Source organism: Frigoribacterium salinisoli (genome assembly GCF_054781095.1).
The window spans coordinates 251,250-277,069 of sequence record NZ_BAAGVB010000003.1 but is presented as its reverse complement, the minus strand read 5'-3'; the positions used below and the strand labels follow the sequence as shown (position 1 = coordinate 277,069).

At 70.4% G+C, this 25,820-nt stretch carries 35 protein-coding genes; 33 read left to right on the top strand and 2 right to left on the bottom strand.

Annotated elements, in window-relative coordinates:
* Window positions 1–3: 3 nt before the first annotated feature.
* From rplD to map, 21 genes are all read left to right on the top strand, one after another.
* Window positions 4–666: a 50S ribosomal protein L4 gene (rplD, locus tag ACYVHQ_RS09315; protein ID WP_460512328.1), complete on the top strand. Its 663-nt coding sequence runs from the start codon at window positions 4–6 to the stop codon at window positions 664–666.
* The gene (gene rplW / locus ACYVHQ_RS09310) at window positions 663–962 is read left to right on the top strand and encodes a 50S ribosomal protein L23 (RefSeq protein ID WP_043593363.1); all 300 of its coding nucleotides are present in this window, start codon (window positions 663–665) and stop codon (window positions 960–962) included. The genes rplD and rplW overlap by 4 nt, the downstream gene beginning before the upstream one ends.
* 19 nt (window positions 963–981) lie before the next feature.
* The gene (rplB, locus tag ACYVHQ_RS09305) at window positions 982–1,821 is read left to right on the top strand and encodes a 50S ribosomal protein L2 (RefSeq protein WP_460512326.1); all 840 of its coding nucleotides are present in this window, start codon (window positions 982–984) and stop codon (window positions 1,819–1,821) included.
* 12 nt (window positions 1,822–1,833) lie between these two features.
* Window positions 1,834–2,115, top strand: coding sequence for a 30S ribosomal protein S19 (gene rpsS, locus ACYVHQ_RS09300; RefSeq protein ID WP_123547689.1), 282 nt, complete (start codon window positions 1,834–1,836; stop codon window positions 2,113–2,115).
* A 26-nt stretch (window positions 2,116–2,141) separates the two neighbouring features.
* Window positions 2,142–2,534: a 50S ribosomal protein L22 gene (rplV, locus tag ACYVHQ_RS09295; protein WP_460512324.1), complete on the top strand. Its 393-nt coding sequence runs from the start codon at window positions 2,142–2,144 to the stop codon at window positions 2,532–2,534.
* A complete protein-coding gene (gene rpsC, locus ACYVHQ_RS09290) occupies window positions 2,534–3,322 on the top strand; it encodes a 30S ribosomal protein S3 (protein ID WP_460512322.1) in 789 nt (262 codons plus the stop codon). Before rplV ends, rpsC begins: the two co-directional genes overlap by 1 nt.
* A 2-nt stretch (window positions 3,323–3,324) precedes the next feature.
* Window positions 3,325–3,744: a 50S ribosomal protein L16 gene (gene rplP, locus ACYVHQ_RS09285; RefSeq protein ID WP_043593355.1), complete on the top strand. Its 420-nt coding sequence runs from the start codon at window positions 3,325–3,327 to the stop codon at window positions 3,742–3,744.
* On the top strand, window positions 3,744–4,067 hold the full coding sequence (gene rpmC, locus ACYVHQ_RS09280; RefSeq protein ID WP_460512320.1) for a 50S ribosomal protein L29: 324 nt from the start codon (window positions 3,744–3,746) through the stop codon (window positions 4,065–4,067). The genes rplP and rpmC overlap by 1 nt, the downstream gene beginning before the upstream one ends.
* Window positions 4,067–4,363, top strand: coding sequence for a 30S ribosomal protein S17 (rpsQ, locus tag ACYVHQ_RS09275; RefSeq protein WP_460512318.1), 297 nt, complete (start codon window positions 4,067–4,069; stop codon window positions 4,361–4,363). The genes rpmC and rpsQ overlap by 1 nt, the downstream gene beginning before the upstream one ends.
* Window positions 4,364–4,397: 34 nt before the next feature.
* Window positions 4,398–4,766, top strand: a complete 369-nt coding sequence (gene rplN / locus ACYVHQ_RS09270; RefSeq protein ID WP_119867530.1) for a 50S ribosomal protein L14 — start codon at window positions 4,398–4,400, stop codon at window positions 4,764–4,766.
* A gap of 2 nt (window positions 4,767–4,768) precedes the next feature.
* Window positions 4,769–5,128 carry a 50S ribosomal protein L24 gene (gene rplX / locus ACYVHQ_RS09265; protein WP_460512316.1) on the top strand — a complete coding sequence of 120 codons (360 nt, stop codon included), beginning with the start codon at window positions 4,769–4,771 and terminating at the stop codon, window positions 5,126–5,128.
* Entirely contained in the window at window positions 5,128–5,721 is a 594-nt protein-coding gene (gene rplE, locus ACYVHQ_RS09260) for a 50S ribosomal protein L5 (protein WP_460512314.1), read from the top strand. Before rplX ends, rplE begins: the two co-directional genes overlap by 1 nt.
* Window positions 5,722–5,872: 151 nt before the next feature.
* The gene (rpsH, locus tag ACYVHQ_RS09255; RefSeq protein WP_460512312.1) at window positions 5,873–6,271 is read left to right on the top strand and encodes a 30S ribosomal protein S8; all 399 of its coding nucleotides are present in this window, start codon (window positions 5,873–5,875) and stop codon (window positions 6,269–6,271) included.
* A gap of 6 nt (window positions 6,272–6,277) precedes the next feature.
* Window positions 6,278–6,814, top strand: coding sequence for a 50S ribosomal protein L6 (gene rplF / locus ACYVHQ_RS09250; RefSeq protein ID WP_460512310.1), 537 nt, complete (start codon window positions 6,278–6,280; stop codon window positions 6,812–6,814).
* Between the two features lie 2 nt (window positions 6,815–6,816).
* Window positions 6,817–7,188, top strand: coding sequence for a 50S ribosomal protein L18 (gene rplR, locus ACYVHQ_RS09245; RefSeq protein ID WP_460512588.1), 372 nt, complete (start codon window positions 6,817–6,819; stop codon window positions 7,186–7,188).
* Entirely contained in the window at window positions 7,185–7,937 is a 753-nt protein-coding gene (gene rpsE, locus ACYVHQ_RS09240; protein ID WP_460512308.1) for a 30S ribosomal protein S5, read from the top strand. The genes rplR and rpsE overlap by 4 nt, the downstream gene beginning before the upstream one ends.
* Window positions 7,937–8,122: a 50S ribosomal protein L30 gene (gene rpmD / locus ACYVHQ_RS09235; RefSeq protein WP_460512306.1), complete on the top strand. Its 186-nt coding sequence runs from the start codon at window positions 7,937–7,939 to the stop codon at window positions 8,120–8,122. Before rpsE ends, rpmD begins: the two co-directional genes overlap by 1 nt.
* On the top strand, window positions 8,122–8,673 hold the full coding sequence (rplO, locus tag ACYVHQ_RS09230) for a 50S ribosomal protein L15 (RefSeq protein ID WP_460512304.1): 552 nt from the start codon (window positions 8,122–8,124) through the stop codon (window positions 8,671–8,673). The genes rpmD and rplO overlap by 1 nt, the downstream gene beginning before the upstream one ends.
* A gap of 68 nt (window positions 8,674–8,741) precedes the next feature.
* Window positions 8,742–10,064: a preprotein translocase subunit SecY gene (gene secY, locus ACYVHQ_RS09225; protein ID WP_460512302.1), complete on the top strand. Its 1,323-nt coding sequence runs from the start codon at window positions 8,742–8,744 to the stop codon at window positions 10,062–10,064.
* Window positions 10,061–10,684, top strand: coding sequence for an adenylate kinase (locus ACYVHQ_RS09220; protein ID WP_460512300.1), 624 nt, complete (start codon window positions 10,061–10,063; stop codon window positions 10,682–10,684). Before secY ends, ACYVHQ_RS09220 begins: the two co-directional genes overlap by 4 nt.
* 2 nt (window positions 10,685–10,686) lie before the next feature.
* On the top strand, window positions 10,687–11,520 hold the full coding sequence (gene map, locus ACYVHQ_RS09215) for a type I methionyl aminopeptidase (protein ID WP_460512298.1): 834 nt from the start codon (window positions 10,687–10,689) through the stop codon (window positions 11,518–11,520).
* Window positions 11,521–11,620: 100 nt separating this feature from the next.
* Here the strand turns inward: map and ACYVHQ_RS09210 are convergent, their stop codons facing one another.
* Window positions 11,621–12,913, bottom strand: coding sequence for an LCP family protein (locus tag ACYVHQ_RS09210; RefSeq protein ID WP_460512296.1), 1,293 nt, complete (start codon window positions 12,911–12,913; stop codon window positions 11,621–11,623).
* A 211-nt stretch (window positions 12,914–13,124) separates the two neighbouring features.
* Between ACYVHQ_RS09210 and infA the strand changes: the two genes are divergently transcribed.
* The 11 genes from infA (at window position 13,125) to glmM (ending at window position 22,845) form a co-directional block, all read left to right on the top strand.
* The gene (gene infA / locus ACYVHQ_RS09205) at window positions 13,125–13,346 is read left to right on the top strand and encodes a translation initiation factor IF-1 (RefSeq protein ID WP_055857193.1); all 222 of its coding nucleotides are present in this window, start codon (window positions 13,125–13,127) and stop codon (window positions 13,344–13,346) included.
* Window positions 13,347–13,412: 66 nt separating this feature from the next.
* Entirely contained in the window at window positions 13,413–13,529 is a 117-nt protein-coding gene (gene rpmJ, locus ACYVHQ_RS09200; RefSeq protein WP_043593327.1) for a 50S ribosomal protein L36, read from the top strand.
* 165 nt (window positions 13,530–13,694) lie between these two features.
* Entirely contained in the window at window positions 13,695–14,069 is a 375-nt protein-coding gene (gene rpsM / locus ACYVHQ_RS09195; RefSeq protein ID WP_460512293.1) for a 30S ribosomal protein S13, read from the top strand.
* A gap of 43 nt (window positions 14,070–14,112) precedes the next feature.
* Window positions 14,113–14,511 carry a 30S ribosomal protein S11 gene (gene rpsK, locus ACYVHQ_RS09190; RefSeq protein ID WP_055799944.1) on the top strand — a complete coding sequence of 133 codons (399 nt, stop codon included), beginning with the start codon at window positions 14,113–14,115 and terminating at the stop codon, window positions 14,509–14,511.
* 208 nt (window positions 14,512–14,719) lie between these two features.
* On the top strand, window positions 14,720–15,712 hold the full coding sequence (locus tag ACYVHQ_RS09185; protein ID WP_460512291.1) for a DNA-directed RNA polymerase subunit alpha: 993 nt from the start codon (window positions 14,720–14,722) through the stop codon (window positions 15,710–15,712).
* Between the two features lie 48 nt (window positions 15,713–15,760).
* Window positions 15,761–16,315, top strand: a complete 555-nt coding sequence (rplQ, locus tag ACYVHQ_RS09180; RefSeq protein ID WP_460512289.1) for a 50S ribosomal protein L17 — start codon at window positions 15,761–15,763, stop codon at window positions 16,313–16,315.
* A 218-nt stretch (window positions 16,316–16,533) separates the two neighbouring features.
* Window positions 16,534–19,341 (top strand): ExeM/NucH family extracellular endonuclease, encoded by a 2,808-nt coding sequence (locus tag ACYVHQ_RS09175; RefSeq protein WP_460512287.1) that lies wholly within the window; start codon window positions 16,534–16,536, stop codon window positions 19,339–19,341.
* A gap of 81 nt (window positions 19,342–19,422) precedes the next feature.
* Window positions 19,423–20,328 carry a tRNA pseudouridine synthase A gene (locus ACYVHQ_RS09170; RefSeq protein ID WP_460512285.1) on the top strand — a complete coding sequence of 302 codons (906 nt, stop codon included), beginning with the start codon at window positions 19,423–19,425 and terminating at the stop codon, window positions 20,326–20,328.
* Between the two features lie 162 nt (window positions 20,329–20,490).
* A complete protein-coding gene (rplM, locus tag ACYVHQ_RS09165) occupies window positions 20,491–20,937 on the top strand; it encodes a 50S ribosomal protein L13 (protein WP_460512283.1) in 447 nt (148 codons plus the stop codon).
* A gap of 32 nt (window positions 20,938–20,969) precedes the next feature.
* Window positions 20,970–21,452, top strand: coding sequence for a 30S ribosomal protein S9 (gene rpsI, locus ACYVHQ_RS09160; RefSeq protein WP_460512281.1), 483 nt, complete (start codon window positions 20,970–20,972; stop codon window positions 21,450–21,452).
* Window positions 21,453–21,474: 22 nt separating this feature from the next.
* Window positions 21,475–22,845: a phosphoglucosamine mutase gene (glmM, locus tag ACYVHQ_RS09155; protein ID WP_460512279.1), complete on the top strand. Its 1,371-nt coding sequence runs from the start codon at window positions 21,475–21,477 to the stop codon at window positions 22,843–22,845.
* Between the two features lie 100 nt (window positions 22,846–22,945).
* Here glmM and coaA read toward each other — a convergent pair whose 3' ends face one another.
* Window positions 22,946–23,884 carry a type I pantothenate kinase gene (gene coaA, locus ACYVHQ_RS09150; RefSeq protein ID WP_460512277.1) on the bottom strand — a complete coding sequence of 313 codons (939 nt, stop codon included), beginning with the start codon at window positions 23,882–23,884 and terminating at the stop codon, window positions 22,946–22,948.
* A 76-nt stretch (window positions 23,885–23,960) separates the two neighbouring features.
* Between coaA and glmS the strand changes: the two genes are divergently transcribed.
* Entirely contained in the window at window positions 23,961–25,820 is a 1,860-nt protein-coding gene (gene glmS / locus ACYVHQ_RS09145; RefSeq protein WP_460512275.1) for a glutamine--fructose-6-phosphate transaminase (isomerizing), read from the top strand.

Genomic DNA, 25,820 nt, shown 5'->3' with positions numbered 1-25,820 from the left:
CTCATGGCCACCACTACCGCACCGTCCTCCACGGTCGACGTCCTCGACGCCACCGGCGCGACGACCTCCACGGTCGAGCTCCCCGCCGAGCTGTTCGACGTCGTCACCAACGTCCCGCTCATCCACCAGGTCGTCGTGGCCCAGCAGGCCGCGGCCCGCCAGGGGACGCACAAGACCAAGCGCCGCGGCGAGGTCTCGGGTGCCGGCCGCAAGCCCTTCAAGCAGAAGGGCACCGGCCGCGCCCGTCAGGGCTCGATCCGTGCGCCCCAGATGACCGGCGGTGGCATCGTCCACGGACCGGTGCCGCGCGACTACGCGCAGCGCACCCCCAAGAAGATGATCGCCGCCGCGCTCCTCGGGGCCCTCTCGGACCGTGCCCGCGGTGCCCGCGTGCACGTCGTCGAGGGCTTCGTCGCCGACGTCGTGTCGACCAAGGCGGCGCTCACGCTCCTCGGTTCCGTCGCGAGCAGCAAGCACGTGCTCGTGGTCGTCGACCGCGCCGACGAGCTGACGCGCAAGAGCGTCCGCAACGTGCCCACGGTGCACGTCCTCACGTACGACCAGCTCAACGCCTACGACGTGCTCGTCAGCGACGACATCGTCTTCACGAAGAGCGCCTTCGACGGCTTCATCGCGTCGAAGACCAAGAAGGAGGCCTCCGCATGAGCGGCTACGGCAAGGACCCCCGCGACGTCATCATCGCGCCCGTCGTCTCCGAGAAGAGCTACTCCCTGATCGACCAGGGCAAGTACACCTTCCTCGTCGACCCGCGGTCGAACAAGACCGAGATCAAGCTCGCCATCGAGAAGATCTTCGACGTCAAGGTCGACAGCATCAACACGCTCAACCGCACGGGCAAGACCCGTCGCACCCGCTTCGGCACGGGCAAGCGCAAGGACACCAAGCGCGCCATCGTGACGCTCAAGTCGGGTTCCATCGACATCTTCACGGCTGTCGGCTAGGGCTCGGAGGGAAGAGAACATGGCCATTCGCAACTACAAGCCCACGACCCCGGGTCGTCGCGGTTCGTCGGTCGCCGACTTCGCGGAGATCACGCGGTCGACGCCGGAGAAGTCGCTGCTCCGTCCGCTCTCGAAGTCCGGTGGGCGCAACAACTCGGGTCGCATCACGACCCGTCACATCGGTGGCGGGCACAAGCGCCAGTACCGCGTGATCGACTTCCGTCGCAACGACAAGGACGGCGTCGACGCCAAGGTCGCGCACATCGAGTACGACCCCAACCGCACGGCGCGCATCGCGCTGCTGCACTTCGTCGACGGCACGAAGCGCTACATCATCGCGCCGAACAAGCTCAAGCAGGGCGACGTCGTCGAGTCGGGTGCCGGTGCCGACATCAAGCCCGGCAACAACCTGCCGCTCAAGAACATCCCCGTCGGCACGGTCGTGCACGCCATCGAGCTCAAGCCCGGCGGCGGCGCCAAGATGGCCCGCTCCGCCGGAGCCTCGGTCCGTCTCGTCGCCAAGGACGGCCCCTACGCGCAGCTCCGCCTGCCGTCGGGCGAGGTCCGCAACGTCGACGCTCGCTGCCGCGCCACGATCGGCGAGGTCGGCAACGCCGAGCAGTCGAACATCAACTGGGGCAAGGCCGGCCGCATGCGCTGGAAGGGCGTCCGCCCGACCGTCCGTGGTGTCGCGATGAACCCCGTCGACCACCCGCACGGTGGTGGTGAGGGCAAGACCTCCGGTGGTCGCCACCCGGTCAGCCCGTGGGGCCAGAAGGAAGGCCGCACGCGCCACCCCAACAAGGAGAGCGACAAGCTCATCGTCCGCCGTCGCAACGCCGGCAAGAAGCGCAAGTAGGAGTTGTAGAAGATGCCACGCAGTCTCAAGAAGGGCCCCTTCGTCGACGACCACCTGCTTCGCAAGGTCGTCACGCAGAACGAGGCCAACACCAAGAACGTCATCAAGACCTGGTCCCGCCGGTCGATGATCGTCCCGAACATGCTCGGTCACACCATCGCGGTGCACGACGGACGCAAGCACATCCCCGTGTTCGTGACCGAGAGCATGATCGGCCACAAGCTCGGCGAGTTCGCCCCCACGCGGACCTTCCGGGGTCACGTCAAGGACGACAAGAAGGGTCGTCGCCGCTGACGCGGTGACGAATGAGGAGGAGAGAAATGGTGGAGTCGATCGCCCGCGTGCGACACATCCGCGTCACCCCCATGAAGGCCCGCCGTGTCGTCGACATGATCCGCGGCAAGCAGGCCCTCGAGGCCCTGGCCATCCTGAAGTTCGCGCCCCAGGGCGCGAGCGAGCCCGTCTACAAGCTCGTCGCGTCGGCCATGGCCAACGCACGGGTCAAGGCGGACTCCCAGAACAGCCCCCTCGACGAGCAGGACCTCTACGTGAGCCGTGCCTTCGTCGACCAGGGCGCCACCCTGAAGCGGTTCCAGCCGCGTGCCCAGGGTCGTGCGTTCAAGATCCTGAAGCGCACCAGCCACATCACGATCGTCCTCGCGACGCCCGATGAGGTCGAGGCTGCCGCTGCTACGAAGAAGGCGAGCAAGTAATGGGCCAGAAGGTCAACCCGTACGGCTTCCGTCTGGGCATCACCACCGACCACGTGTCGCGGTGGTTCGCCGACAGCACGAAGCCCGGTCAGCGTTACAGCGACTTCGTCGCCGAGGACGTCAAGATCCGCAACCTGCTCAAGACCTCGCTGGACCGCGCCGGCGTGGCGCGCATCGAGATCGAGCGCACCCGTGACCGCGTCCGCGTCGACATCCACACCGCCCGTCCGGGCATCGTGATCGGTCGTCGTGGCGCCGAGGCCGAGCGCATCCGCGGCGACCTCGAGAAGCTCACGGGCAAGCAGATCCAGCTGAACATCCTCGAGGTCAAGAACCCCGAGGCCGAGGCCCAGCTGGTCGCCCAGGGCATCGCCGAGCAGCTCTCCGCCCGCGTGGCCTTCCGCCGCGCGATGCGCAAGGGGCTCCAGGGCGCCCAGCGCGCCGGCGCCAAGGGCGTCCGGATCCAGGTGTCGGGCCGCCTCGGCGGCGCCGAGATGAGCCGTTCGGAGTTCTACCGCGAGGGTCGCGTGCCCCTGCACACGCTCCGCGCGAACATCGACTACGGCTTCTACGAGGCGAAGACCACCTTCGGCCGCATCGGCGTGAAGGTCTGGATCTACAAGGGCGACATCACCAACAAGGAGCTCGCCCGCGAGCAGGCGAACCAGAAGTCGTCGCGCCCCGAGCGTCGCAACGACCGTAACGACCGTGACGGCGGACGCCGCGGCGGCGGCAACCGTGCCCCGCAGCAGCAGGACGCTCCCGTCACCGCAGGAGCTGAGGCGTAACCATGCTTATCCCCCGTCGAGTCAAGCACCGGAAGCAGCACCACCCCGGTCGCAGCGGCCAGGCCACCGGTGGCACGAAGGTGTCGTTCGGTGAGTACGGCATCCAGGCCCTCACGCCCGCTTACGTGACCAACCGTCAGATCGAGTCCGCTCGTATCGCCATGACGCGTCACATCAAGCGTGGCGGCAAGGTGTGGATCAACATCTACCCCGACCGTCCGCTCACGAAGAAGCCCGCCGAGACCCGCATGGGTTCCGGCAAGGGCTCGCCCGAGTGGTGGGTCGCCAACGTCAAGCCGGGTCGCGTGCTCTTCGAGCTCAGCGGCGTCAGCGAGGAGATCGCCAAGGAGGCGCTCACTCGTGCAATCCACAAGCTGCCCCTCAAGGCACGCATCATCAAGCGCGAGGAGGGAGACGCCTGATGGCGATCGGATCCAAGGAGCTCCGCCCGACCGAGCTCGACACCTTCGAGGACGAGCGCCTGGTCGACGAGCTGAAGAAGGCGAAGGAAGAACTCTTCAACCTCCGCTTCCAGTCGGCCACGGGCCAGCTCGAGAGCCACGGCCGACTTCGGGCCGTCAAGCGGGACATCGCCCGCATCTACACGGTCCTGCGTGAGCGCGAGCTCGGCATCCGTGCCACCCCCGCCCCGGTCGAGGCCGCCCCCAAGGCGACCAAGAAGACCAAGAAGGCTGCCGAGAAGCCGGCCGCACAGGCCGACGCCGACACCGCCGAGGAGAACTGATGGCCACCGAGAACAAGGCCGAGCTCGACTCGGCAGCCGTGGAGGCTCGCGGGTACCGCAAGACGCGCCGCGGCTACGTGACCAGCGACAAGATGGACAAGACCGTCGTCGTCGAGGTCGAGGACCGCGTCAAGCACCCCCTGTACGGCAAGGTCATCCGCCGCACCTCCAAGGTCAAGGTGCACGACGAGGCCAACTCGGCCGGCGTCGGCGACCTCGTCGTGATCAGCGAGACCCGTCCGTTGAGCGCCTCCAAGCGCTGGCGCCTGGTCGAGATCCTCGAGAGGGCGAAGTAGGCCCCGCGGCCTGCTCGCGCAGAAGGAGACAGAAGTGATCCAGCAGGAATCCCGCCTCAAGGTCGCCGACAACACCGGTGCCAAGGAGATCCTCACCATCCGCGTGCTCGGCGGCTCCGGTCGTCGGTACGCCGGCCTCGGCGACGTCATCGTCGCGACGGTGAAGGACGCCATCCCGGGCGGCAACGTGAAGAAGGGCGACGTCGTCAAGGCGGTCATCGTCCGCACCAAGAAGGAGGTCCGTCGCACGGACGGCTCCTACATCAAGTTCGACGAGAACGCCGCAGTGATCTTGAAGGCGGACGGTGACCCTCGTGGCACGCGCATCTTCGGACCGGTCGGTCGCGAGCTCCGCGACAAGAAGTTCATGAAGATCATCTCGCTGGCGCCGGAGGTCATTTAGTCATGGCGAACATCAAGAAGGGTGACCTCGTGCAGGTCATCAGCGGTGCCACGCAGGCGCGTGGCGGCGACCGCGGCAAGCAGGGCAAGGTCCTCGAGGTCCTCGTCGAGCGCAACCGCGTCGTCGTCGAGGGCATCAACCTGGTCACGAAGCACGTGCGCGTCGGACAGACGCAGCGCGGCTCCAAGACCGGCGGCATCGAGACGCACGAGGCTCCGATCCACGTGTCCAACGTGGCCGTGGTCGACCCCAAGACCAAGAAGCCGACCCGCGTGGGACACCGCGAGGAGACGGTGACGAAGGACGGCGTGTCCAAGACCGTCCGCGTCCGTTACGCCAAGAAGTCGGGTGAGACCCTCTGATGACTGACACCACCGCAGTGCAGGCCGGCACCGTCCAGCCGCGCCTCAAGGCCAAGTACCGCGCCGAGATCCTGCCCCAGCTCAAGGAGCAGTTCGAGTTCTCGAACGTCCACCAGGTCCCCGGCCTGGTCAAGATCGTCGTGAACACCGGCGTCGGCGAGGCAGCCCGCGACAGCAAGATCATCGACGGCGCGGTCAAGGACCTCACCGCCATCACCGGTCAGAAGCCGCAGGTCACCAAGGCGCGCAAGTCCATCGCACAGTTCAAGCTGCGCGAGGGTCAGCCCATCGGCGCCCACGTCACCCTGCGTGGCGACCGCGCCTGGGAGTTCCTGGACCGCCTCCTGTCGCTCGCCCTGCCGCGCATCCGCGACTTCCGCGGGCTGAGCCCCAAGCAGTTCGACGGCAACGGCAACTACACCTTCGGTCTCAGCGAGCAGAGCATGTTCCACGAGATCGACCAGGACCGCATCGACCGCGTGCGTGGCTTCGACATCACCGTCGTGACCACCGCCAAGAACGACGACGAGGGTCGTGCGCTGCTCAAGGCGCTCGGCTTCCCGTTCCGTACGGACGACTCGGCCGGGCAGTAGCACCCAGTAAGATCGGACGGTCGGCAACGCCACGCGGCGTTGCCGGCCGTTCCCCTGAGGCTCGGAGAACCGCTCCGAGCCCACCCCTGATCGCGAAGGTCGGCCCCTGGTGTACCAGGTGCCGAAACCGGGCGAGGAAGAGATCAATCGCATGACGATGACAGATCCGGTCGCAGACCTGCTGACCAGACTGCGCAACGCGAACTCGGCTCACCACGAGTCCGTGTCGATGCCGAGCAGCAAGCTCAAGACCCACATCGCCGAGATCCTCAAGAAGGAGGGTTTCATCAGCGGCTGGAAGGTCGAGGAGGCCCGCGTCGGACAGACGCTCTCCATCGAGCTCAAGTACGGCTCCGCCCGTGAGCGCTCGTTCGTGGGCATCAAGCGCGTGTCCAAGCCCGGCCTCCGGGTCTACGCCAAGTCGACCGAGATCCCCCAGGTCCTCGGTGGCCTCGGTGTCGCCATCCTGTCGACGTCCTCCGGTCTCCTGACCGACCGTGAGGCCCAGAAGAAGGGCGTAGGCGGAGAAGTCCTCGCCTACGTGTGGTAACTCGTCATGTCTCGTATCGGACGCCTCCCCATCTCGATCCCCGCGGGGGTCGACGTGAAGATCGACGGCCAGGCCGTCACCGTCAAGGGCCCGAAGGGTGAGCTGTCGCTCACCGTCGCCAGCCCCATCGAAGCCAAGGTCGAAGAGGGCACGGTCGTCGTGACCCGTCCCGACGACGAGCGCGAGTCGCGCTCGCTCCACGGCCTCACGCGCACCCTCATCGCCAACCAGATCACCGGCGTGACCCAGGGCTACACCAAGGGCCTCGAGGTCGTCGGCACCGGTTACCGCGTGCAGGCGAAGGGCTCGAACGTCGAGTTCGCGCTCGGTTACTCGCACCCCATCACCGTCGAGCCGCCCGCGGGCATCAGCTTCACGGTCGAGGGCAACAACAAGCTCACCGTCGTCGGCATCGACAAGCAGGCCGTCGGCGAGGTGGCTGCCAACATCCGCAAGCTGCGCAAGCCCGAGCCCTACAAGGGCAAGGGCGTCCGCTACGCGGGCGAGGTCGTCCGCCGCAAGGCCGGAAAGTCAGGTAAGTGATCATGGGTCTCGGTACACGAGGAAAGAGCAAGACGGCCGCCACGAAGCGTCGTCACACCCGCCTGCGCAAGAAGGTCGTGGGCACCGCAGAGCGCCCGCGTCTGGTCGTCACCCGTTCGGCACGTCACGTGTTCGTCCAGGTCGTCGACGACAGCAAGGGCTTCACCGTCGCCAGCGCGTCGACCCTCGAGGCCGACCTCCGCGCGTTCGACGGTGACAAGACCGCGAAGGCCCGCAAGGTCGGCGAGCTCGTCGCCGAGCGCGCCAAGACCGCGGGCATCGAGGCCGTCGTGTTCGATCGCGGCGGCAACAAGTACGCCGGACGCGTCGCGGCCATCGCCGAAGGCGCCCGAGAGGCTGGTTTGAACCTGTGAGCGACGCTACGAACACCACTCCCCCCGCGGAGGCCACGACCACGACCGAGGCGACCAAGGCTCCGGCCGAGGCCGTCGTCGAGCGTCCCGTCGAGACGGCCGCGGGCTCCGAGTCCAACAACCGCGAGGGTGGTCGCACCGACCGCCGCGGCGGACAGGGCCGGGGCGACCGCGCCCAGGGCGGCCGAGGCCGCGGCGACCGCGACGACAAGAGCCAGTTCCTGGAGCGCGTCGTCACGATCAACCGCGTGTCGAAGGTCGTCAAGGGCGGTCGTCGCTTCAGCTTCACGGCGCTCGTCGTCGTGGGTGACGGCAACGGCCTGGTCGGCGTCGGTTACGGCAAGGCCCGCGAGGTCCCCACGGCGATCAGCAAGGGCGTCGAAGAGGCCAAGAAGAACTTCTTCCGCGTTCCCCGCGTCGCCGCGACCATCCCGCACCCCGTGCAGGGCGAGGCCGCTGCCGGCGTCGTGATGCTGCGTCCGGCCTCCGCCGGTACCGGTGTCATCGCGGGTGGTCCGGTCCGCGCCGTGCTCGAGTGCGCCGGCATCCACGACGTCCTGAGCAAGTCGCTCGGTTCGTCGAACACGATCAACATCGTCCACGCGACCGTCGAGGCCCTCAAGCAGCTCGAGGAGCCCCGTGCCGTCGCGGCCCGCCGTGGCCTGGACATCGACCAGGTCGTGCCCGCGCGTCTGCTCCGTGCAGAGGCCGAGGCGCGCACCGCCGCGACCGAGAAGGCAGGTGCGTGATGGCCGCCCAGCTCAAGGTGACCCAGATCAAGTCCGTAATCAGCGAGAAGCAGTACCAGCGTGACACGCTGCGGAGCCTCGGTCTCAAGCGCATCGGCCAGTCGGTCGTCCGCCCTGACGACCGTCAGAACCGCGGGTACGTGGCCACGGTGGCTCACCTCGTGAAGGTCGAGGAGATTGACTAATGGCTGACGACAACACGAAGGCGACGGCCGCTGCGGCGACCGCTCCCAAGGCGAAGAAGCGCACCAGCGCCGCCGCGGCCCCGGCCGAGACGACCGACACGGTCGCGCGGGCGCAGGTCCTGAAGGTCCACCACCTCCGCCCGGCTGCCGGTGCGAAGAAGGCCAAGACCCGCGTCGGCCGCGGTGAGGGCTCCAAGGGCAAGACCGCCGGCCGTGGCACCAAGGGCACGAAGGCCCGCTACAACGTCAAGGTCGGCTTCGAGGGCGGGCAGATGCCCCTCCACATGCGCACTCCGAAGCTGCGCGGGTTCAAGAACCCGTTCCGCGTCGAGTACCAGGTGGTCAACCTCGACAAGCTCTCCGAGCTGTACCCCCAGGGCGGAGAGGTCACCATCGGCGACCTCGTCGCGAAGGGTGCCGTCCGCAAGAACGAGAAGGTCAAGGTCCTCGGCCAGGGCGACGTCACCGTCGCGCTGACGGTGGCCGTCGACAAGGTCTCCGGCTCGGCCGAGGAGAAGATCCTCGCGGCCGGCGGTTCCGTCACCAAGTAAGTCCCTGAGGGGGTGGCCCACCCGGGCCGCCCCCTTCAGTCGTCCACCCCTCACGCCGGGAGGCCCCAGTGTTCAGAGCTGTCGCGCGCATCGTGCGCACCCCCGACCTCCGACGGAAGATCGGGTTCACGCTCGGCATCATCGCGCTCTTCCGGCTCGGTTCGTTCATCCCGGCTCCGTTCGTCGACTACGGCAACGTGCAGCTGTGCCTCGCGGGCAACCAGGGCACGAGCGGCCTGTACGAGCTCGTCAACCTCTTCAGCGGCGGTGCGCTGCTGCAGCTCTCCGTCTTCGCGCTGGGCATCATGCCCTACATCACGTCGTCGATCATCGTGCAGCTGCTGCGCGTGGTGATCCCGCACTTCGAGACCCTCTACAAGGAGGGCCAGACCGGTCAGGCGAAGCTGACGCAGTACACGCGCTACCTCACCATCGCGCTCGGCGTCCTGCAGTCCACGACGCTGATCACCGTCGCCCGCTCGGGCGCCCTCTTCGGTTCCTCCGGCGTGGCGGAGTGCTCGCAGCTCATCGCGAACGACGCCTGGTACGCGATCCTGCTCATGGTCATCACCATGACCGCCGGCACCGGCCTCATCATGTGGATGGGCGAGCTCATCACCGAGCGCGGCATCGGCAACGGCATGTCCCTGCTGATCTTCACGTCGATCGCGGCCCAGTTCCCGACCGCGCTCTGGAGCATCGCGGTGGCCCGCAGCTTCGAGATCTTCCTCATGGTCATCGCCGTCGGGCTGCTGATCATGGCGCTCGTGGTCTTCGTCGAGCAGTCCCAGCGACGCGTCCCCGTGCAGTACGCCAAGCGCATGGTCGGCCGGCGCACGTACGGCGGCAACAACACCTACATCCCCATCAAGGTCAACATGGCCGGCGTCGTGCCCGTCATCTTCGCGTCGTCGCTGCTGTACCTGCCCGCGCTCGTGGCGCAGTTCAACCAGCCCGCCGACGGCACGGCCCCGCCCGCCTGGGTGAGCTGGGTGCAGGCGAACCTCACGTCGGGCGACAACGCGCTCTACATGGTCCTGTACTTCGCTCTCATCGTCGGCTTCACGTACTTCTACGTCGCGATCACCTTCAACCCCGAGGAGGTCGCCGACAACATGAAGAAGTACGGCGGCTTCATCCCCGGCATCCGTGCGGGTCGCCCGACGGCGGAGTACCTCGACTACGTCCTGACGCGCGTGACCCTGCCGGGTTCGCTCTACCTGGGCATCATCGCCCTCATCCCCCTGATCGCCCTCGCGACCGTGGGCGCCAACCAGAACTTCCCGTTCGGCGGCGCCAGCATCCTCATCATCGTGGGCGTCGGTCTCGAGACCGTGAAGCAGATCGACTCGCAGCTCCAGCAGCGCCACTACGAGGGGCTCCTCCGATGACCGACGCCACGACGGACGTCCTCAGCCCGCGCCTCCTGATCGTCGGCCCGCCCGGCGCCGGCAAGGGCACCCAGGCCACGGCCATCGCCGAGGCCTATGCGGTGCCGGCGATCTCGACCGGCGACATCTTCCGCGCGAACGTGGCCGACGAGACCCCCCTCGGCGTGGAGGTCAAGGCGATCCTCGACGCGGGGGACTACGTGCCCGACAGCCTGACGAACGAGCTCGTCGCCGATCGTCTGGCCCAGCCCGACGCGGTCGACGGGTTCCTCCTCGACGGGTACCCGCGCACCGTGCAGCAGGTCGAGTTCCTCGACCAGCTGCTGGCCGGGCAGGGGCACGCCCTCGCCGCCGTCGTGCAGCTCGTGGCCGACCGCGACGCGATCGTGGAGCGGCTCCGCCGCCGAGCGCTCGAGCAGGGTCGCACGGACGACACGGAAGACGCGATCCGTCACCGCCAGGACGTCTACCTGCGCGAGACGGCCCCGCTCATCGACCACTACCGCGATCGCGGTCTCGTGGTCGAGGTCGACGGGCTCGGCACGATCGACGAGGTCGCGCGACGCATCGACGCCGCACTGACCGCCCGCGGCTTCGTCCCCGCCACCCAGGCCTCCTGACCGTGCCGTTCCGCCGGGCGGGCATCTACAAGACGCCCGACGAGCTGCGCCGCATGGTCGAGCCGGGGCGGGTGACCGCGGCGTCGCTGGACGCCGTCGCCGAGCTCGTCCGGCCCGGGGTGACGACCGGGGAGCTCGACGCCGCCGCCGAACGGGTCATCCGTGCGCGGGGCGGAGAGCCCAACTTCATGCTGGTGCCGGGGTACCGGCACACCGTCTGCACGTCCGTCAACGACGACGTGGTCCACGGGATCCCGGGGGAGCGCGTCCTGCTCCCGGGCGACATCGTGTCCGTCGACAGCGGCGCGCAGGTCGCGGGGTGGAACGGCGACAGCGCTCGCACGTTCGTCCTCGACGATCCCGCGCGACCCGAGCTGGTCGCCGCCCGCCGCCGGCTCAGCGACCTCACGGAGCAGTCCCTCTGGCGCGGCATCGCGGCACTGGCGACGGCGCGGCACCTCTTCGAGGTCGGCGCGGCCATCTCGGACTTCCTCGACGACGAGGGCGACTTCGGGATCCTCGAGGACTACGTCGGTCACGGCATCGGTCGGTCGATGCACGAGGAGCCCTCCGTGCCGCACTACCGCGTGCGCGCGAAGGGGCCGGCCGTCCGCCCGGGCCTGGTGGTCGCCATCGAGCCCATGGTCACCCTGGGCGGCATCGAGACCGTCACGCAGGACGACGGCTGGACGGTCACGACGGCCGACGGCTCCGACTCGGCGCACTGGGAGCACTCCGTCGCCGTGCACGAGGGCGGCCTCTGGGTGCTCACCGCCCCCGACGGTGGCGCGGCGGGCCTGGCCCCGCTGGGCGTCACGCCCGTCCCCGTCGCCTGACCGGCGACGGGACCGACGACGGGCGACCGTCGACCCCGGCGGGGCCAGCCGCGCGGGGCCGGCCGAGCTGGGCCAGCCGAGCGGGGTCGGCCGAGCGGGGTCAGCCGAGAGAGTTGCCCTGGGAGCAGGTCGACTCGGCGGCCGTCTGACCGGTGACGGTCGACGGCAGGGTGGTCACGGGCGCAGGCTCGCTCGTCGGGGCCGTCGGCTCCGTGCCGTCCCCGGGCGCGGCCGGGTCGGCGGGGGCCTCGGGCGCCGTGGTCTCGCTGGGGGCCGTCGCCGCGGGCGGGGCGGACTCGTCGACGGTGGCGCCCCGTCCCTCCGCCGCGTCGCCGAGGGTGAAGTCCGCGTCGGTCTGCAGGAGGCCGTTGAGGGTCGCGGCGTCGGCCTCGCTGGCGACGACGCGGCCGGCCTGGTACGGGTCGTCGACGACGGGGTACTGGACGAAGACGATGCCCTCGGGTCGCAGGTCGCGCATGGCGAGGCCGAGCTGCACGATGGAGTCCGGCGAGCTCAGGGACGAGGACAGGGTCATGTTGCTCAGGGCGGCCGAGGCCAGCTTGTAGAGCGTCCCCACGTTGCCGAGGGTGCCGCCCGAGATGACCTTGCGCATCATCGACGACAGGAACACCTGCTGCGAGCTGATGCGCGCGAGGTCGCTGCCGTCGCCGACGCCGTGCCGGGTGCGCAGGAAGGCGAGGGCGTCGCGTCCCTGGAGCGTGTGGTCCCCGGCGCCGAGGTCGAGCCCGGAGTCCGTGTCCCGGATGGGCTGGCTCACGCACACCTCGACGCCGCCCAGGGCGTTCGACATCTCGATGACGCCGTCGAAGGTGATCTTGCCCGCGTAGGGGATCGAGAGCCCGGTCATCTGCTCGACGGCGGTCACGGTGCAGTTCATGCCGCCCTCGCCGTAGAGGGTGTTGAACTGCTGGTAGGTGCGGGCCTCGTGGGGCTGGCCGTCGTCGCCCGTGCAGGCCGGCACGTCGATCATGAGGTCGCGGGGGAAGCTCACGGCGGTGACCCGGGTCTGGTCCTGCGACAGGTGCACGAGGATGTTGACGTCGTTGCGGACGCCCTCGACCACCCCGGAGTCGATCTGGCTGTCGGCCTCGCGCTCGTCGCTGCCGACGAGGAGGATGTTCGCGCCGCCCTGGATGGCGCCGATGCTGAGGTCGCGCACGTCGGCCTCGTTGCCCAGGGTGACGGTCTGCACGCCCGACGTCGCCGACCGGACCGCGATCGCGGCGACGCTGACGGTGCTCACGAGCACGACGGCCAGTGCGCCGGCCGTGACGGCGAGCAGCGTGCGCACCGGGCCGCGGCGGGGGAGCCGACCGTGGCGCGCGACGCCTCGAGGGCCGCGACGGGAGGTCGGGGTGCTGATCGGGGCCATCGTCTCTCCTGTGCTCTCGGCGACGTGCACGACGCTCGGCGCAGAGCGCCGCTCTGGTCGTCCAGGGCGCGGCGTGTCGGGTCGACGTCGCCGGGGTTGCTGAACTATAGCGCCATCACCTAGGATCGACCCTTGGTGTTCCGTGCGCACACGTGTGCCCGCGACATCCATCCCCGCAAGACCAACACCCCACTCCGAGCGTTAGTGAGACATGGCCAAAAAAGACGGTGTCATCGAGATCGAAGGTGCGGTGATCGAAGCTCTGCCCAACGCGATGTTCCGCGTCGAGCTGACCAACGGTCACAAGGTGCTCGCCCACATCTCCGGCAAGATGCGACAGCACTACATCCGCATCCTGCCCGAGGACCGTGTGATCGTCGAGCTCAGCCCCTACGACCTGACCCGCGGCCGGATCGTCTACCGCTACAAGTAGGTCGTTGAGAAGGAACGGCCCGACGCACCCGTCGGGCACGAAGCCAGCGAGACACGAGGAAACACGATGAAGGTCAACCCCAGCGTCAAGCCCATCTGCGAGCACTGCAAGGTGATCCGCCGCAAGGGCAACGTCATGGTGATCTGCAAGTCGAACCCGCGCCACAAGCAGCGCCAGGGCTAGTCCCGGCACCGCGGCGCGGTCGCACCAGCGATCAGCACCACCACAACTGAACAGACCCAGCGACACCAGAACCCGCCACGGAGACGCGGCGGGGGACACCCCGGGGCGGAGGCCCGGGCACCGGTGCCGTGACAGACCTCCACCACTCTCCGAGGAGAAGCCACCATGGCACGTCTAGCAGGCGTTGACATCCCGCGCGACAAGCGCGTGGAGGTCGCACTGACCTACATCTACGGCGTCGGACGCACCCGCGCGCTGAAGACCCTTGCCGACACCGAGATCGACGGCAACATCCGCGTCAAGGACCTCACGGACGACCAGCTCGTCCTGCTCCGCGACCACATCGAGGGCAACTACAAGGTTGAGGGCGACCTCCGCCGCGAGGTCGCCGCCGACATCCGCCGCAAGATCGAGATCGGCAGCTACGAGGGCATCCGCCACCGCCGCGGCCTGCCCGTGCGCGGCCAGCGCACCAAGACGAACGCTCGTACCCGCAAGGGCCCGAAGCGCACCGTCGCCGGCAAGAAGAAGGCTCGCTAGGCCCGGCTACCGCCGTCCGCCATCTAGGTTGTAGGAGAACACATTGGCAGCACCCAAGTCGGCCGCGCGCAAGCCCCGCCGCAAGGAGAAGAAGAACGTCGCCGTGGGCCAGGCCCACATCAAGAGCACGTTCAACAACACGATCGTCTCGATCACGGACCCGTCCGGTGCCGTCCTGAGCTGGGCGTCCTCGGGCGCCGTCGGCTTCAAGGGCTCGCGCAAGTCGACCCCGTTCGCGGCGCAGCTCGCGGCCGAGTCGGCGGCGCGCCAGGCGCAGGAGCACGGCGTCAAGAAGGTCGACGTCTTCGTCAAGGGCCCGGGTTCCGGTCGTGAGACGGCGATCCGTTCGCTCCAGGCCGCGGGCCTGGAGGTCGGTTCGATCAACGACGTCACGCCGCAGGCGCACAACGGTTGCCGCCCGCCCAAGCGTCGCCGCGTCTGATCTGAGTTCCGCGCCCGCCGCGCCCCGCCCGTCAGGGAGGGGCGCGGCGGGCATCCCAGCGACAGCACCGCCTCTCGCGTCGTCGACGGTCGTCCACCAGACGGGTCGACCATCGACAGGGGCACCTCAACTCGTCAGACCGACGGGCCAGCCACCCGTCGTATCGCCAAGGGTCATATAGCGGACCCTTCGCCGAAAGGAATCCACAGTGCTCATTGCACAGCGTCCCACCCTCACCGAGGAGAACATCTCGGAGTTCCGCTCGCGGTTCGTCATCGAGCCGCTCGAGCCCGGCTTCGGGTACACCCTCGGCAACTCGCTGCGCCGCACCCTGCTGTCGTCCATCCCCGGTGCCGCCGTCACGAGCATCCGCATCGACGGCGTCCTGCACGAGTTCACGACCGTGCCCGGGGTCAAGGAAGACGTCACCGAGGTCATCCTCAACATCAAGCAGCTCGTCGTGTCGAGCGAGCACGACGAGCCCATCACGGCGTACCTGCGCAAGCAGGGCGCCGGCCAGGTCACGGCGGCCGACATCTCGGCCCCCGCCGGCGTGGAGATCCACAACCCCGAGCTGGTCATCGCGACGCTGAACGACACCGCCAAGTTCGAGCTCGAGCTCACCATCGAGCGTGGCCGCGGCTACGTCTCGGCGGTGCAGAACCGCAGCGAGTTCAGCGAGGCCGGCCAGATCCCGATCGACTCGATCTACTCGCCCGTGCTCAAGGTGACCTACCGCGTCGAGGCGACCCGTGCCGGTGAGCGCACCGACTTCGACCGTCTGGTCGTCGACGTCGAGACGAAGCCGGCGATCTCGCCGCGCGACGCCATCGCGTCGGCCGGTCGCACGCTGACCGAGCTCTTCGGCCTGGCCCGCGAGCTCAACACGGCGGCCGAGGGCATCGAGATCGGCCCCGCGCCGGTCGACGCCGTGCTGTCGAGCGAGCTGCAGACGCCCATCGAGGACCTCGACCTCTCGGTGCGCAGCTACAACTGCCTCAAGCGCGAGGGCATCAACACGGTGTCCGAGCTCGTCGCCCTGTCCGAGACGCAGCTCATGAACATCCGCAACTTCGGCCAGAAGTCGGTCGACGAGGTGAAGGACAAGCTCGTCGAGCTCGGTCTCTCGCTCAAGGACACGGTCCCCGGGTTCGACGGAGCCCACTTCTACAGCGGCTACGACGAGGAGGAGACCAACTAAGGTCTCCGTCTCCTCCACTCGCCCACACCACACACTGAGGAAACGACAATGCCCAAGCCCACCAAGGGACCCCGCCTCGGAGGCGGACCGGCTCACGAGCGCCTCATGCTCGCCAACCTCGCCGGTTCGCTCATCGAGCACAAGAGCATCAAGACGACCGAGACGAAGGCCAAGCGCCTCCGCCCCGTCGTCGAGCGCCTGGTGACCTTCGCCAAGCGTGGCGACCTGCACTCGCGCCGTCGCGCGATGCAGACCCTCCGCAGCAACAAGGAGGCCGCGCACATCCTCTTCACCGAGGTCGCACCGCTGGTCGCCGAGCGCGAGGGCGGCTACACCCGCATCACGAAGCTCGGGTTCCGCAAGGGCGACAACGCGTCGATGGTCTCCATCGAGCTCGTCCTGGAGCCCGTGACGCCGAAGGTCAAGTCGTCGCGCACCACCACGGCTGCTGCTCCGGCCCCCGCCGAGGAGGCCCCCGTCGAGGAGGCTCCCGTCGAGGAGACCGAGACCGTCGAGGCCAGCGAGCCCGTCGCGGACGAGACCGAGACGGCTGCCGCCGCCGAGGTCGAGGCCGACGCGGCCGAGAAGGCCGACGACAAGTAGGTCGCACCACCGTCCGGAGGGCCCGTCACCGCGAGGTGACGGGCCCTCCGTCGTGCCCGGGGCGTCGCGGGGCAGGAGGCGCGCACCGGTGGGCAGGACGGGGGACCGGGGCGTCCCCCGGACGGGGGTCGTTCACCGAGACGTCACCCGCCGGAAACCCGGCGGGACGCCGGGCCTCCTAGTGTCGTCGGGTCCCCCTCTCGACGTCGAAGGAACCCATGTCCTCTCGCCCCAGACCCTCGGCCTGGAAGCCGGTGGCCCTCGCCACCGGTCTCGCGCTCTGCTTCGCTCCTCTCGCCCCGACGGCGGCCCTGGCCGCCCCTGACGGTTCCGGCGTGGTCATCGCCGAGGCCTACCTCAAGGGCGGCAGCAGGAACGCGCCCTTCACGCACAAGTTCGTGGAGCTGTACAACCCGACCACGGCGTCGATCTCGCTGGCGGGCTGGTCGATCCAGTACCGGTCGGCGGGCTCGACCGGCGCTCCGTCCGGCGGCAACGTGGCCCCGTTGAGCGGCAGCATCGCCGCTGGCGGCTCGTACCTGGTCCAGATGGGCAGCAACGGCACGAACGGCGAGGCGCTGCCGGAGCCCGATCTCGTGACGGGCGTCAACCCGGGCGGGGGCCAGGGCACGCTCGTGCTGGCGTCGCAGCCCAGCGGGCTCGACCTGCCCGTGGGCAGCGTGGGGACGACCACGCCGGGCGTCGTCGACGTGCTCGGCTACGGGGCCACGAACCGCTTCGAGACCGCTCCGGCGGTCGCGGGCGGCGCCAACGCGACCCCGAACTCGTACGTCCGCGTCGACGGCGTCGACACCGACGACAACGCGGCCGACTTCGTGCTGCAGGACGCCGTCACGCCCCAGAACTCCGGTGGCGAGTCGCCGACGCCGCCCGACACGACCCCGGTGGGGACCTTCCCGATCCGCGAGGTGCAGGGCACCGGAGCGACGAGCCCCTACGACGGTCGCTACCTCACGACGAGCGGCGTCGTGACGGCGGCGTACCCGACCGGCGGGTACGCCGGTTACGTGATCCAGACCCCGGGCACGGGAGGCGCGCTCGACCTCTCGACGCACGTCGCCTCCGACGCGCTGTTCGTCTACAGCGCGGAGACGGTGTCGGAGGTCGCCGTCGGCGACGTCGTCGAGGTGACCGGACAGGTGTCGGAGTTCGACGGTCTCACCCAGATCCGCGTGACGACGTCGGACGACCTGGTGCAGGTCGACGGCGCGGGCGTCGAGGCGCCGGTCCCGGCCGAGGTCGCGTTCCCCGCCGACGACGCCCAGCGCGAGTCGCTCGAGAGCATGCTCGTGGCGCCGCAGGGCGCGCACACGGTCACCGACGTCTACGCGACCGGGCAGTACGGGACGGTGCGCCTGGCGGTCGGGGACGGCCCTCTCGTGCAACCGACGGAGATCGCCCGACCGGGCACCGACGACTACCGCGCCGCGCTCGCCGACGTCGCGGCACGGGGCGTCACCCTCGACGACGGACGCAGCACGAACTTCTTCGGGGCGGCAGGCTCCGACGTGCCGATCTCGTACCTCACGAACGCGGCGCCCGTCACGGTCGGTGCTCCCGTGACCTTCACGCAGCCCGTGATCCTCGACTACCGCAACCGCGCCTGGAGCTTCCAGCCGACGGCGCCGGTCTCGGGGGCGACGCCCGCGGCGGACCTGCCCGTCACCTTCGGGGACGTGCGACCGCAGGCTCCGAGCGAGGTGGGCGGCGACGTCGCCCTCGCCAGCTTCAACGTGCTCAACTACTTCACGACGACGGGCGAGCAGCTCGCGGGGTGCGAGTACTACACCTCGCGCAGCGGGGAGCCGCTCACGGTGCGCGGCGGCTGCGACGCCCGCGGCGCGGCGACCGCGGCGAGCCTCGAGCGCCAGCAGGCCAAGATCGTCGCGGCCATCGACGGACTGGGCGCGGACGTGGTCTCGCTCGAGGAGATCGAGAACTCCGCCCGCTTCACCGACCCCGCCACGGGCGAGCCCAAGGACCGTGACGAGGCCCTGGCGACGCTCGTGGGCGCGCTCAACGAGGCGGCCGGCACGGACGAGTGGGACTACGTGCGCTCCCCGGAGGCCGTCCCGGCCAACGAGGACGTCATCCGCCTCGCCTTCATCTACAAGCCCGCCGTCGTCGAGACGGTGGGCGGGTCGACGATCCTGCTCGGGGCCCCTGCCTTCAGCAACGCGCGTCAGCCGCTCGCGCAGGCCTTCCGGCCGGCGGGGGCGGACGGCGACGCGTCGACCTTCGTCGCCGTCGCGAACCACTTCAAGTCGAAGGGCAGCGGCAGCGGCGTCGACGCCGACCAGGGCGACGGGCAGGGTGCCTCGAACCAGTCGCGCAGGAACCAGGCGGCGGCCCTCGCGGCCTTCGCCGACGAGCGCTCCGCCGAGGCGGGCACCGACCTGACCTTCCTCCTGGGCGACTTCAACGCCTACTCGCAGGAGGACCCGATCCAGGACCTCCGTGACGCGGGCTACGCGACGCTCGACTCGACGCAGGGCGACGAGCACAGCTACGTGTTCGACGGCCTCGTCGGCTCCCTCGACCACGTGCTCGCGTCGCCGGCCGCGGTCGAGGTGGTCACGGGGGTGGACATCTGGAACGTCAACTCGGTCGAGGCCATCGCCCTCGAGTACAGCCGCTTCGACCAGAACGTCAGCGCCCTCTACGCTCCGGACGCGTTCCGTGCGAGCGACCACGACCCGGTCCTCGTGGGGCTCGACCTCCTGGCCGACGCCGAGGTCCCGGTGGACCCGACGCCGGGCGACCCGGCCCCCGTCGAGCCGGCGCCCCCGGTCGTCGACCCCGGTGAGGGCGGCGCGCTGCCCGGTGCCCCCGGTGCCCCCGGTGCCGAGCCGGTGCCGGGCGCGACTCCCGGGGCCACGGCGCCCACGGCCTCCGGCGCGCTCGCCTTCACGGGTGCGGACCTGGCCGGCTGGGTGACGCTCGCGCTCGTGCTGCTCGCCACGGGCGGCACCGTGCTGGTGGTCAGGAGGCGCGTCGCGGCCTGATCCCGCCGCTCGCGTCCGCACCGGGCCCGGTCCCCTCCCCTGGGGGCCGGGCCCCGGTCGTGCGGCTCGTAGGATCGGAGCGTGACCAGCGTGCCCCCGACCGACGGACCGACCACGCGACTCCGGCTCGACGTGGCCTACGACGGCACCGGGTTCGCCGGGTGGAGCACGCAGCCGGGCCTGCGCACCGTGCAGGGCGAGCTGGAGGCGGCCCTCGCCACGGTCTTCGGCCGCGTGGGACCGGCGCCGCGCCTCACGGTGGCGGGTCGCACCGACGCCGGCGTGCACGCCAGCGGGCAGGTCGCGCACGTCGACCTCACGCCCGCGCAGCTCGCCCTGCTCGAGCGGCGCCGTGGGGGAGCGGTGGCGACCGACCCGGTCGCGGCGCTCGCGGTCCGGCTCGACGGGCTGGCCTCACGGACGCACGAGATCGTCGTGCGTCGCACGAGCCTCGCGCCGCCCGGCTTCGACGCGCGCTTCGGGGCCGTCTGGCGGCGCTACGAGTACCGCGTCGCGGACCCCGGGTCGGTCCGGGACCCCCGCCGCCGCCAGCACACGCTGTGGCACGGGCGGCCGCTCGACGTCGACCTCATGGCCGCCGTCGCCGAGGGGCTGCTCGGGCTGCACGACTGGGCGGCGTACTGCAAGGCCCGCGAGGGCGCGTCGACGATCCGCGAGCTGCAGGCCTTCACCTGGCGCCGCGACGACGAGGGGGTGCTGGTCGGGTCCCTCCAGGCGGACGCGTTCTGCCACAACCTGGTGCGCAACCTGGTCGGGGCGTGCGTCGCCGCCGGGCAGGGGGTGCTGCCGGCCGGGCGTCCCGCCGAGCTGCGCGACGAGGCACGTCGGGGCAGCGAGTTCACGGTCGTGCCCCCGGTCGGGCTCACCCTGACCGAGGTCGGCTACCCGCCGGACGACGAGCTCGGGGCGCGGGCGGAGCGCACCAGGGCCCGCCGCGACCTCGAGGGCACGAGCGGCCGTTCTTGACCGTCCGGGGCCAGTGGGCTACTCTCGACCCTTGGTGTCTGCGCAACTGCGCGCGGCACCCGAAGTTGAGCCCTCCACCTGACTCGTTGACGCGCATCGCGCGGCAACGGCAACGGAGCGGGATTCACGGACACCTCACCTCGACCAGGAAGCAGCACCACTGTGACGCGCACCTTCTCCCCCAAGCCGGCTGATGTCCAGCCGAAGTGGCTCGTGATCGACGCTGAAGACGTCGTCCTCGGCCGTCTCGCCAGCCACGCGGCCGCGCTCCTCCGCGGCAAGCACAAGCCGACGTTCGCCCCCCACATGGACATGGGCGACTTCGTCATCATCATCAACGCCGAGAAGGTGGCCCTCACCGGCTCCAAGCTCGCCGAGAAGCTCTACTACCGCCACTCGGGCTACCCGGGCGGGCTCACGGCCACCACGTACTCCGAGATGGTCGAGAAGCACCCGACGCGCGCCGTCGAGAAGGCGATCCGCGGCATGCTGCCGAAGAACTCGCTGGGCCGCGCCCAGATCAAGAAGCTGAAGGTGTACGCGGGTGCCGAGCACCCCCACGCTGCCCAGCAGCCCACGCCCTTCACCCTCGACCAGGTCGCCCAGTAGCGTCCGCCTGCCAGACAAAGGACTCCCACACCGTGGCTCAGATCGCAGATTCCATCGACCAGGCCCCCCAGGCCTTCTCCACCGAGAGCACCCCGGCCGAGACGACGACGCCCCGCGCCGTCCTCAACGTCTCCGGCTCGGCCGTCGGCCGCCGCAAGGAGGCCATCGCCCGTGCGCGCCTCACCCCCGGCTCCGGCTCGTTCGTCGTGAACGGCCGCTCGCTCGAGGAGTACTTCCCCAACAAGCTGCACCAGCAGCTGATCAACGACCCCTTCAAGGTCCTCGACCTCATCGGCGCGTACGACGTGGCCGTCAAGGTCACGGGTGGCGGCCCCTCGGGCCAGGCCGGGGCGCTCCGCCTCGCCATCGCCCGTGCGCTGAACGAGATCGACCGCGAGAACAACCGCGCGACCCTCAAGAAGGCCGGCTTCCTCACCCGCGACGCCCGCGTCATCGAGCGCAAGAAGGCCGGTCTCAAGAAGGCCCGCAAGGCCTCGCAGTTCTCGAAGCGCTGATCCCGCCCCGGCAGGTCCCGACATGCCTCGTCTCTTCGGCACGGACGGTGTCCGCGGACTCGCCAACCGTGAGCTGACCGCCGCGCTCGCCCTGGGCCTCGCCCAGGCGAGCGCGGTGGTCCTCACCAAGGGCCACCACGCCGAGTCCCGGCGCGCCGAGGGGCGCCGCCCGGTCGCCGTGGTCGCCCGCGACCCCCGCATCTCCGGCGAGTTCCTCACGGCCGCCGTCGCGGCGGGCCTCGCCAGCTCGGGCGTCGACGTGCTCGACGCCGGGACGATCCCGACCCCGGCGGCCGCGTTCCTCGTGGACGACGTCGGGGCCGACTTCGGCGTGATGATCTCCGCCTCGCACAACCCCGCGCCCGACAACGGCATCAAGTTCTTCGCCCACGGCGGCACGAAGCTCCCCGACGAGGTCGAGGACCGCATCGAGGCCGCGATGAGCGCCCCGCAGCTCATGCCCGTCGGGGGCGACGTGGGCCGCATCCGTCGCTTCGCCGACGCCGAGGACCGCTACGTCCTCCACCTGCTCGGCGCCCTGCCGAACCGCCTCGAGGGCCTGCACGTCGTGCTCGACTGCGCGCACGGCGCCGCCTCGGCGGTCTCCCCGGAGGTCTTCACCGACGCGGGTGCCCGGGTGACCCTGATCGGTGCCGACCCGGACGGCGTCAACATCAACGACGGCGTCGGCTCCACGCACCTCGACAACCTGGCGCGGGCCGTCCTCGAGGCGGGCGCCGACGTCGGCATCGCCCACGACGGCGACGCCGACCGCTGCCTCGCGGTCGACGCGCAGGGCCGCGTCGTCGACGGCGACCAGATCATGGCGATCCTCGCGGTCGCGCAGAAGGAGCGCGGGCTGCTCGCCGACGACACGCTCGTCGCGACGGTCATGAGCAACCTGGGCCTCCTGCGCGCCATGGAGGAGCACGGCATCACGGTGCGGCAGACGAAGGTCGGCGACCGGTACGTGCTCGAGGACATGGCGGCGCACGGCTTCTCGCTCGGCGGGGAGCAGTCGGGCCACATCATCTTCGGCGACCACGCCACCACGGGCGACGGGGTCCTCACCGGGCTCCACCTCGTGGCGCGCATGGCCGCCACCGGCAAGACGCTGGCCGAGCTGGCCGCGGTCATGACCGTGTTCCCGCAGACGCTCGTCAACGTCCGGGGCGTCGACCGCGGTGCGCTCGACGGCGACGAGGGCGTGCAGGAGGCCGTGCGTGCGGCGAGCGAGCGGCTGGGCGGCTCCGGCCGGGTCCTGCTGCGGCCCTCCGGCACCGAGCCCGTGGTCCGGGTCATGGTCGAGGCCGCCGACCAGGCGACCGCCGACGCGGTCGCGGCGGAGCTCGTCGAGGTGGTCCGCGAGCGCCTGGCGCTGCCCGCGGCCTGAGCCGCACGACGAGGGGCCGCGGCGTGCACCGGGCGACCGTCCGCGCCTCCTGCCCCCTGCCTCGGGCCGGGCCCGGGGCCGGGGCCGGGGCCCGGGCCGGTCAGATCTTGCGGAGCAGCACCGACGACACCTGGTGATCGGCGCCCTTGCGCAGCACGAGCGTCGCGCGCGACCGCGTGGGCAGGACGTTCTCGACCAGGTTCGGCTCGTTGACGTCGCGCCAGACGCCCGCCGCGAAGGCGCGGGCCTCGGCCTCGTCCATGCCCGCGAAGCGGTGGAAGAACGAGCGCTCCTGCGTGAAGGCGCCCTTCTGCAGGGCGAGGAACCTCTCGACGAACCACGACTCGATGTCGTGCGTGCGCGCGTCGACGTAGACCGTGAAGTCGAAGAGGTCGCTGAGCGCGAGCCGGCCGGCGACCGCGGGCTGCAGCACGTTGAGCCCCTCGACGATGAGCACGTCGGGGCGGCGCACGACGACCTCGGCGTCGGGGACGATGTCGTAGCTCGCGTGCGAGTAGAACGGCGCCCGCACCTCTTCGGCGCCGCTCTTCACCTGCGAGACGAAGCGCAGCAGGTGCCGGCGGTCGTACGACTCCGGGAAGCCCTTGCGGTGCATGATGCCGCGCCGTTCGAGCTCGGCGTTGGGGTAGAGGAACCCGTCGGTGGTCACCAGCTCGACGCGGGGGGTGTCGTCCCAGCGCGAGAGCAGGGTGCGCAGGAGGCGCGCGACGGTCGACTTGCCCACCGCGACGGACCCGGCCACGCCGATGACGAACGGCGTGCGCTGCGCGCGCTCGCCCAGGAACGCGCTGGTGGCGCGGTGCAGGTCGCGGGCGCCCGCGGCGTAGAGGTTGAGCAACCGGCTGAGGGGCAGGTACACCTCGGCCACCTCGGCGAGGTCGAGGCGGTCGCCCAGGCCGCGCAGCTGGACGAGCTCGGTCTCGGTGAGCGGCAGGCGCGTGGTCGGGGCGAGCTCGGCCCACGCGTCGCGGTCGATCTCGACGAACGGCGTGACGTGGGCGGTGGTCGCGTCGGGCATGGGGGAGAGGCTACCCGGGCGCGCGGTGGCGGCGGCCTCCAGGAGCGCCCCTCGGCGACCATCTAGGATCGTCCGCATGTGTGGCATCGTCGGGTACGTGGGCAGCTCCGCCGCGGGGAGCAAGAGCATCGAGGTCCTCCTGGGAGGCCTCAAGCGACTGGAGTACCGCGGGTACGACTCCGCGGGCGTCGCCGTCATCGACGACGAGGGCCACCTGGGCGACCGCAAGAAGGCGGGCAAGCTGCAGGCCCTCGTCGACGACCTCGAGGCCTCTCCGCTGGCCGACGGCAGGACCGGCATCGGCCACACGCGCTGGGCGACGCACGGCGGCCCGACCGACGCCAACGCGCACCCGCACCTGGCCGACGACGGTCGGCTGGCCCTGATCCACAACGGCATCATCGAGAACTTCGCCGAGCTGCGGGCCGAGCTCGTCGCCGAGGGCGTCGAGTTCCTCAGCGAGACCGACAGCGAGGTCGCCGCGCACCTCGTCGGTCGCGCGCACCGCACGACGGGCGACCTCACCGAGGCGATGCGCGCGGTCGTGGGCACGCTCGAGGGCGCGTTCACGCTCCTCGCCGTCCACGCCGACCAGCCCGGCGTCGTCGTCGGTGCTCGGCGCAACTCGCCGCTCGTCGTCGGCCTCGGCGAGGGCGAGAACTTCCTCGGCAGCGACGTCGCCGCCTTCGTCGAGCACACGCGCCGCGCGCTCTCGATCGGCCAGGACCAGATCGTCACGATCCGCCCCGACGCCGTCGACGTGATCGGCTTCGACGGCGTGCCCGTCGGCGCCGAGCCCTTCGAGGTCAGCTGGGACGCCAGCGCCGCCGAGAAGGGCGGCTGGTCCAGCTTCATGGCGAAGGAGATCTCCGAGGAGCCCGAGGCCGTCGCCAGGACCCTGCTCGGCCGCGTCGTCGACGGCGCCGTCGTGCTCAGCGACCTCGACCCGATCCGGGAGCGCCTCGCGGCCGTCGACCGCGTCATCGTCATCGCCTGCGGCACGGCCGCCTACGCCGGCCTGCTCGGCAAGTACGCCATCGAGCAGTGGGCCCGCGTGCCCGTCGAGGTCGAGCTCGCGCACGAGTTCCGCTACCGCGACCCCGTGCTCGACGAGCGCACGCTCGTCGTGTCGATCAGCCAGTCGGGCGAGACGATGGACACCCTCATGGCCGTCAAGTACGCCCGCGAGCAGGGCGCGCAGGTGCTCTCGATCTGCAACACGCAGGGGGCCACGATCCCGCGCGAGTCCGATGCGGTGATCTACACGCACGCCGGCCCCGAGGTCGCCGTCGCCTCGACCAAGGCGTTCGTCGCGCAGGGCACCGCCCTGTTCCTCCTCGGCCTGCACCTCGCCACGGTCCGCGGCACCCTCTCGGCCGAGCAGATCGCCGAGCAGGTCGCCGACCTCCAGGCGATCCCGGAGAAGATCGAGCAGGTCCTCGAGTCGTCGGAGCGCATCCGCACGCTCGCGGGCTGGATGGCCGACACGCGCTCGGTGCTGTTCCTCGGCCGGCACGTCGGGTACCCCATCGCCCTCGAGGGCGCGCTCAAGCTCAAGGAGCTGGCCTACATCCACGCGGAGGGCTTCGCGGCCGGCGAGCTGAAGCACGGTCCGATCGCGCTCATCGAGCCGGGCCAGATCGTCTTCGTCATCGTGCCCAGCCCCCGCGACCCGCGGTCGCTGCACCCCAAGGTCGTCTCCAACATCCAAGAGATCCGGGCGCGCGGCGCCCGCGTCATCGCGATCGCCGAGCAGGGCGACGCCGCGGTGCTGCCCTACGCCGACGAGGTCCTGCCTATCCCGCTCGCCTCGCCGATCTTCGAGTCGCTGCTCGCGGTCGTGCCGTTGCACGTCTTCGGCATGGAGCTGGCCAGCGCCAAGGGCCTCGACGTCGACCAGCCGCGCAACCTGGCCAAGTCGGTCACGGTCGAGTAG

Coding starts and splice junctions, on each gene's coding strand:
- rplD (WP_460512328.1), top strand. CDS start 4: ATGGCCACCACTACCGCACCGTCCTCCACGGTCGACGTCCTCGACGCC.
- rplW (WP_043593363.1), top strand. CDS start 663: ATGAGCGGCTACGGCAAGGACCCCCGCGACGTCATCATCGCGCCCGTC.
- rplB (WP_460512326.1), top strand. CDS start 982: ATGGCCATTCGCAACTACAAGCCCACGACCCCGGGTCGTCGCGGTTCG.
- rpsS (WP_123547689.1), top strand. CDS start 1,834: ATGCCACGCAGTCTCAAGAAGGGCCCCTTCGTCGACGACCACCTGCTT.
- rplV (WP_460512324.1), top strand. CDS start 2,142: ATGGTGGAGTCGATCGCCCGCGTGCGACACATCCGCGTCACCCCCATG.
- rpsC (WP_460512322.1), top strand. CDS start 2,534: ATGGGCCAGAAGGTCAACCCGTACGGCTTCCGTCTGGGCATCACCACC.
- rplP (WP_043593355.1), top strand. CDS start 3,325: ATGCTTATCCCCCGTCGAGTCAAGCACCGGAAGCAGCACCACCCCGGT.
- rpmC (WP_460512320.1), top strand. CDS start 3,744: ATGGCGATCGGATCCAAGGAGCTCCGCCCGACCGAGCTCGACACCTTC.
- rpsQ (WP_460512318.1), top strand. CDS start 4,067: ATGGCCACCGAGAACAAGGCCGAGCTCGACTCGGCAGCCGTGGAGGCT.
- rplX (WP_460512316.1), top strand. CDS start 4,769: ATGGCGAACATCAAGAAGGGTGACCTCGTGCAGGTCATCAGCGGTGCC.
- rplE (WP_460512314.1), top strand. CDS start 5,128: ATGACTGACACCACCGCAGTGCAGGCCGGCACCGTCCAGCCGCGCCTC.
- rpsH (WP_460512312.1), top strand. CDS start 5,873: ATGACGATGACAGATCCGGTCGCAGACCTGCTGACCAGACTGCGCAAC.
- rplF (WP_460512310.1), top strand. CDS start 6,278: ATGTCTCGTATCGGACGCCTCCCCATCTCGATCCCCGCGGGGGTCGAC.
- rplR (WP_460512588.1), top strand. CDS start 6,817: ATGGGTCTCGGTACACGAGGAAAGAGCAAGACGGCCGCCACGAAGCGT.
- rpmD (WP_460512306.1), top strand. CDS start 7,937: ATGGCCGCCCAGCTCAAGGTGACCCAGATCAAGTCCGTAATCAGCGAG.
- rplO (WP_460512304.1), top strand. CDS start 8,122: ATGGCTGACGACAACACGAAGGCGACGGCCGCTGCGGCGACCGCTCCC.
- ACYVHQ_RS09220 (WP_460512300.1), top strand. CDS start 10,061: ATGACCGACGCCACGACGGACGTCCTCAGCCCGCGCCTCCTGATCGTC.
- ACYVHQ_RS09210 (WP_460512296.1), bottom strand. CDS start 12,913: ATGGCCCCGATCAGCACCCCGACCTCCCGTCGCGGCCCTCGAGGCGTC.
- infA (WP_055857193.1), top strand. CDS start 13,125: ATGGCCAAAAAAGACGGTGTCATCGAGATCGAAGGTGCGGTGATCGAA.
- rpmJ (WP_043593327.1), top strand. CDS start 13,413: ATGAAGGTCAACCCCAGCGTCAAGCCCATCTGCGAGCACTGCAAGGTG.
- rpsM (WP_460512293.1), top strand. CDS start 13,695: ATGGCACGTCTAGCAGGCGTTGACATCCCGCGCGACAAGCGCGTGGAG.
- rplQ (WP_460512289.1), top strand. CDS start 15,761: ATGCCCAAGCCCACCAAGGGACCCCGCCTCGGAGGCGGACCGGCTCAC.
- ACYVHQ_RS09175 (WP_460512287.1), top strand. CDS start 16,534: ATGTCCTCTCGCCCCAGACCCTCGGCCTGGAAGCCGGTGGCCCTCGCC.
- glmM (WP_460512279.1), top strand. CDS start 21,475: ATGCCTCGTCTCTTCGGCACGGACGGTGTCCGCGGACTCGCCAACCGT.
- coaA (WP_460512277.1), bottom strand. CDS start 23,884: ATGCCCGACGCGACCACCGCCCACGTCACGCCGTTCGTCGAGATCGAC.
- glmS (WP_460512275.1), top strand. CDS start 23,961: ATGTGTGGCATCGTCGGGTACGTGGGCAGCTCCGCCGCGGGGAGCAAG.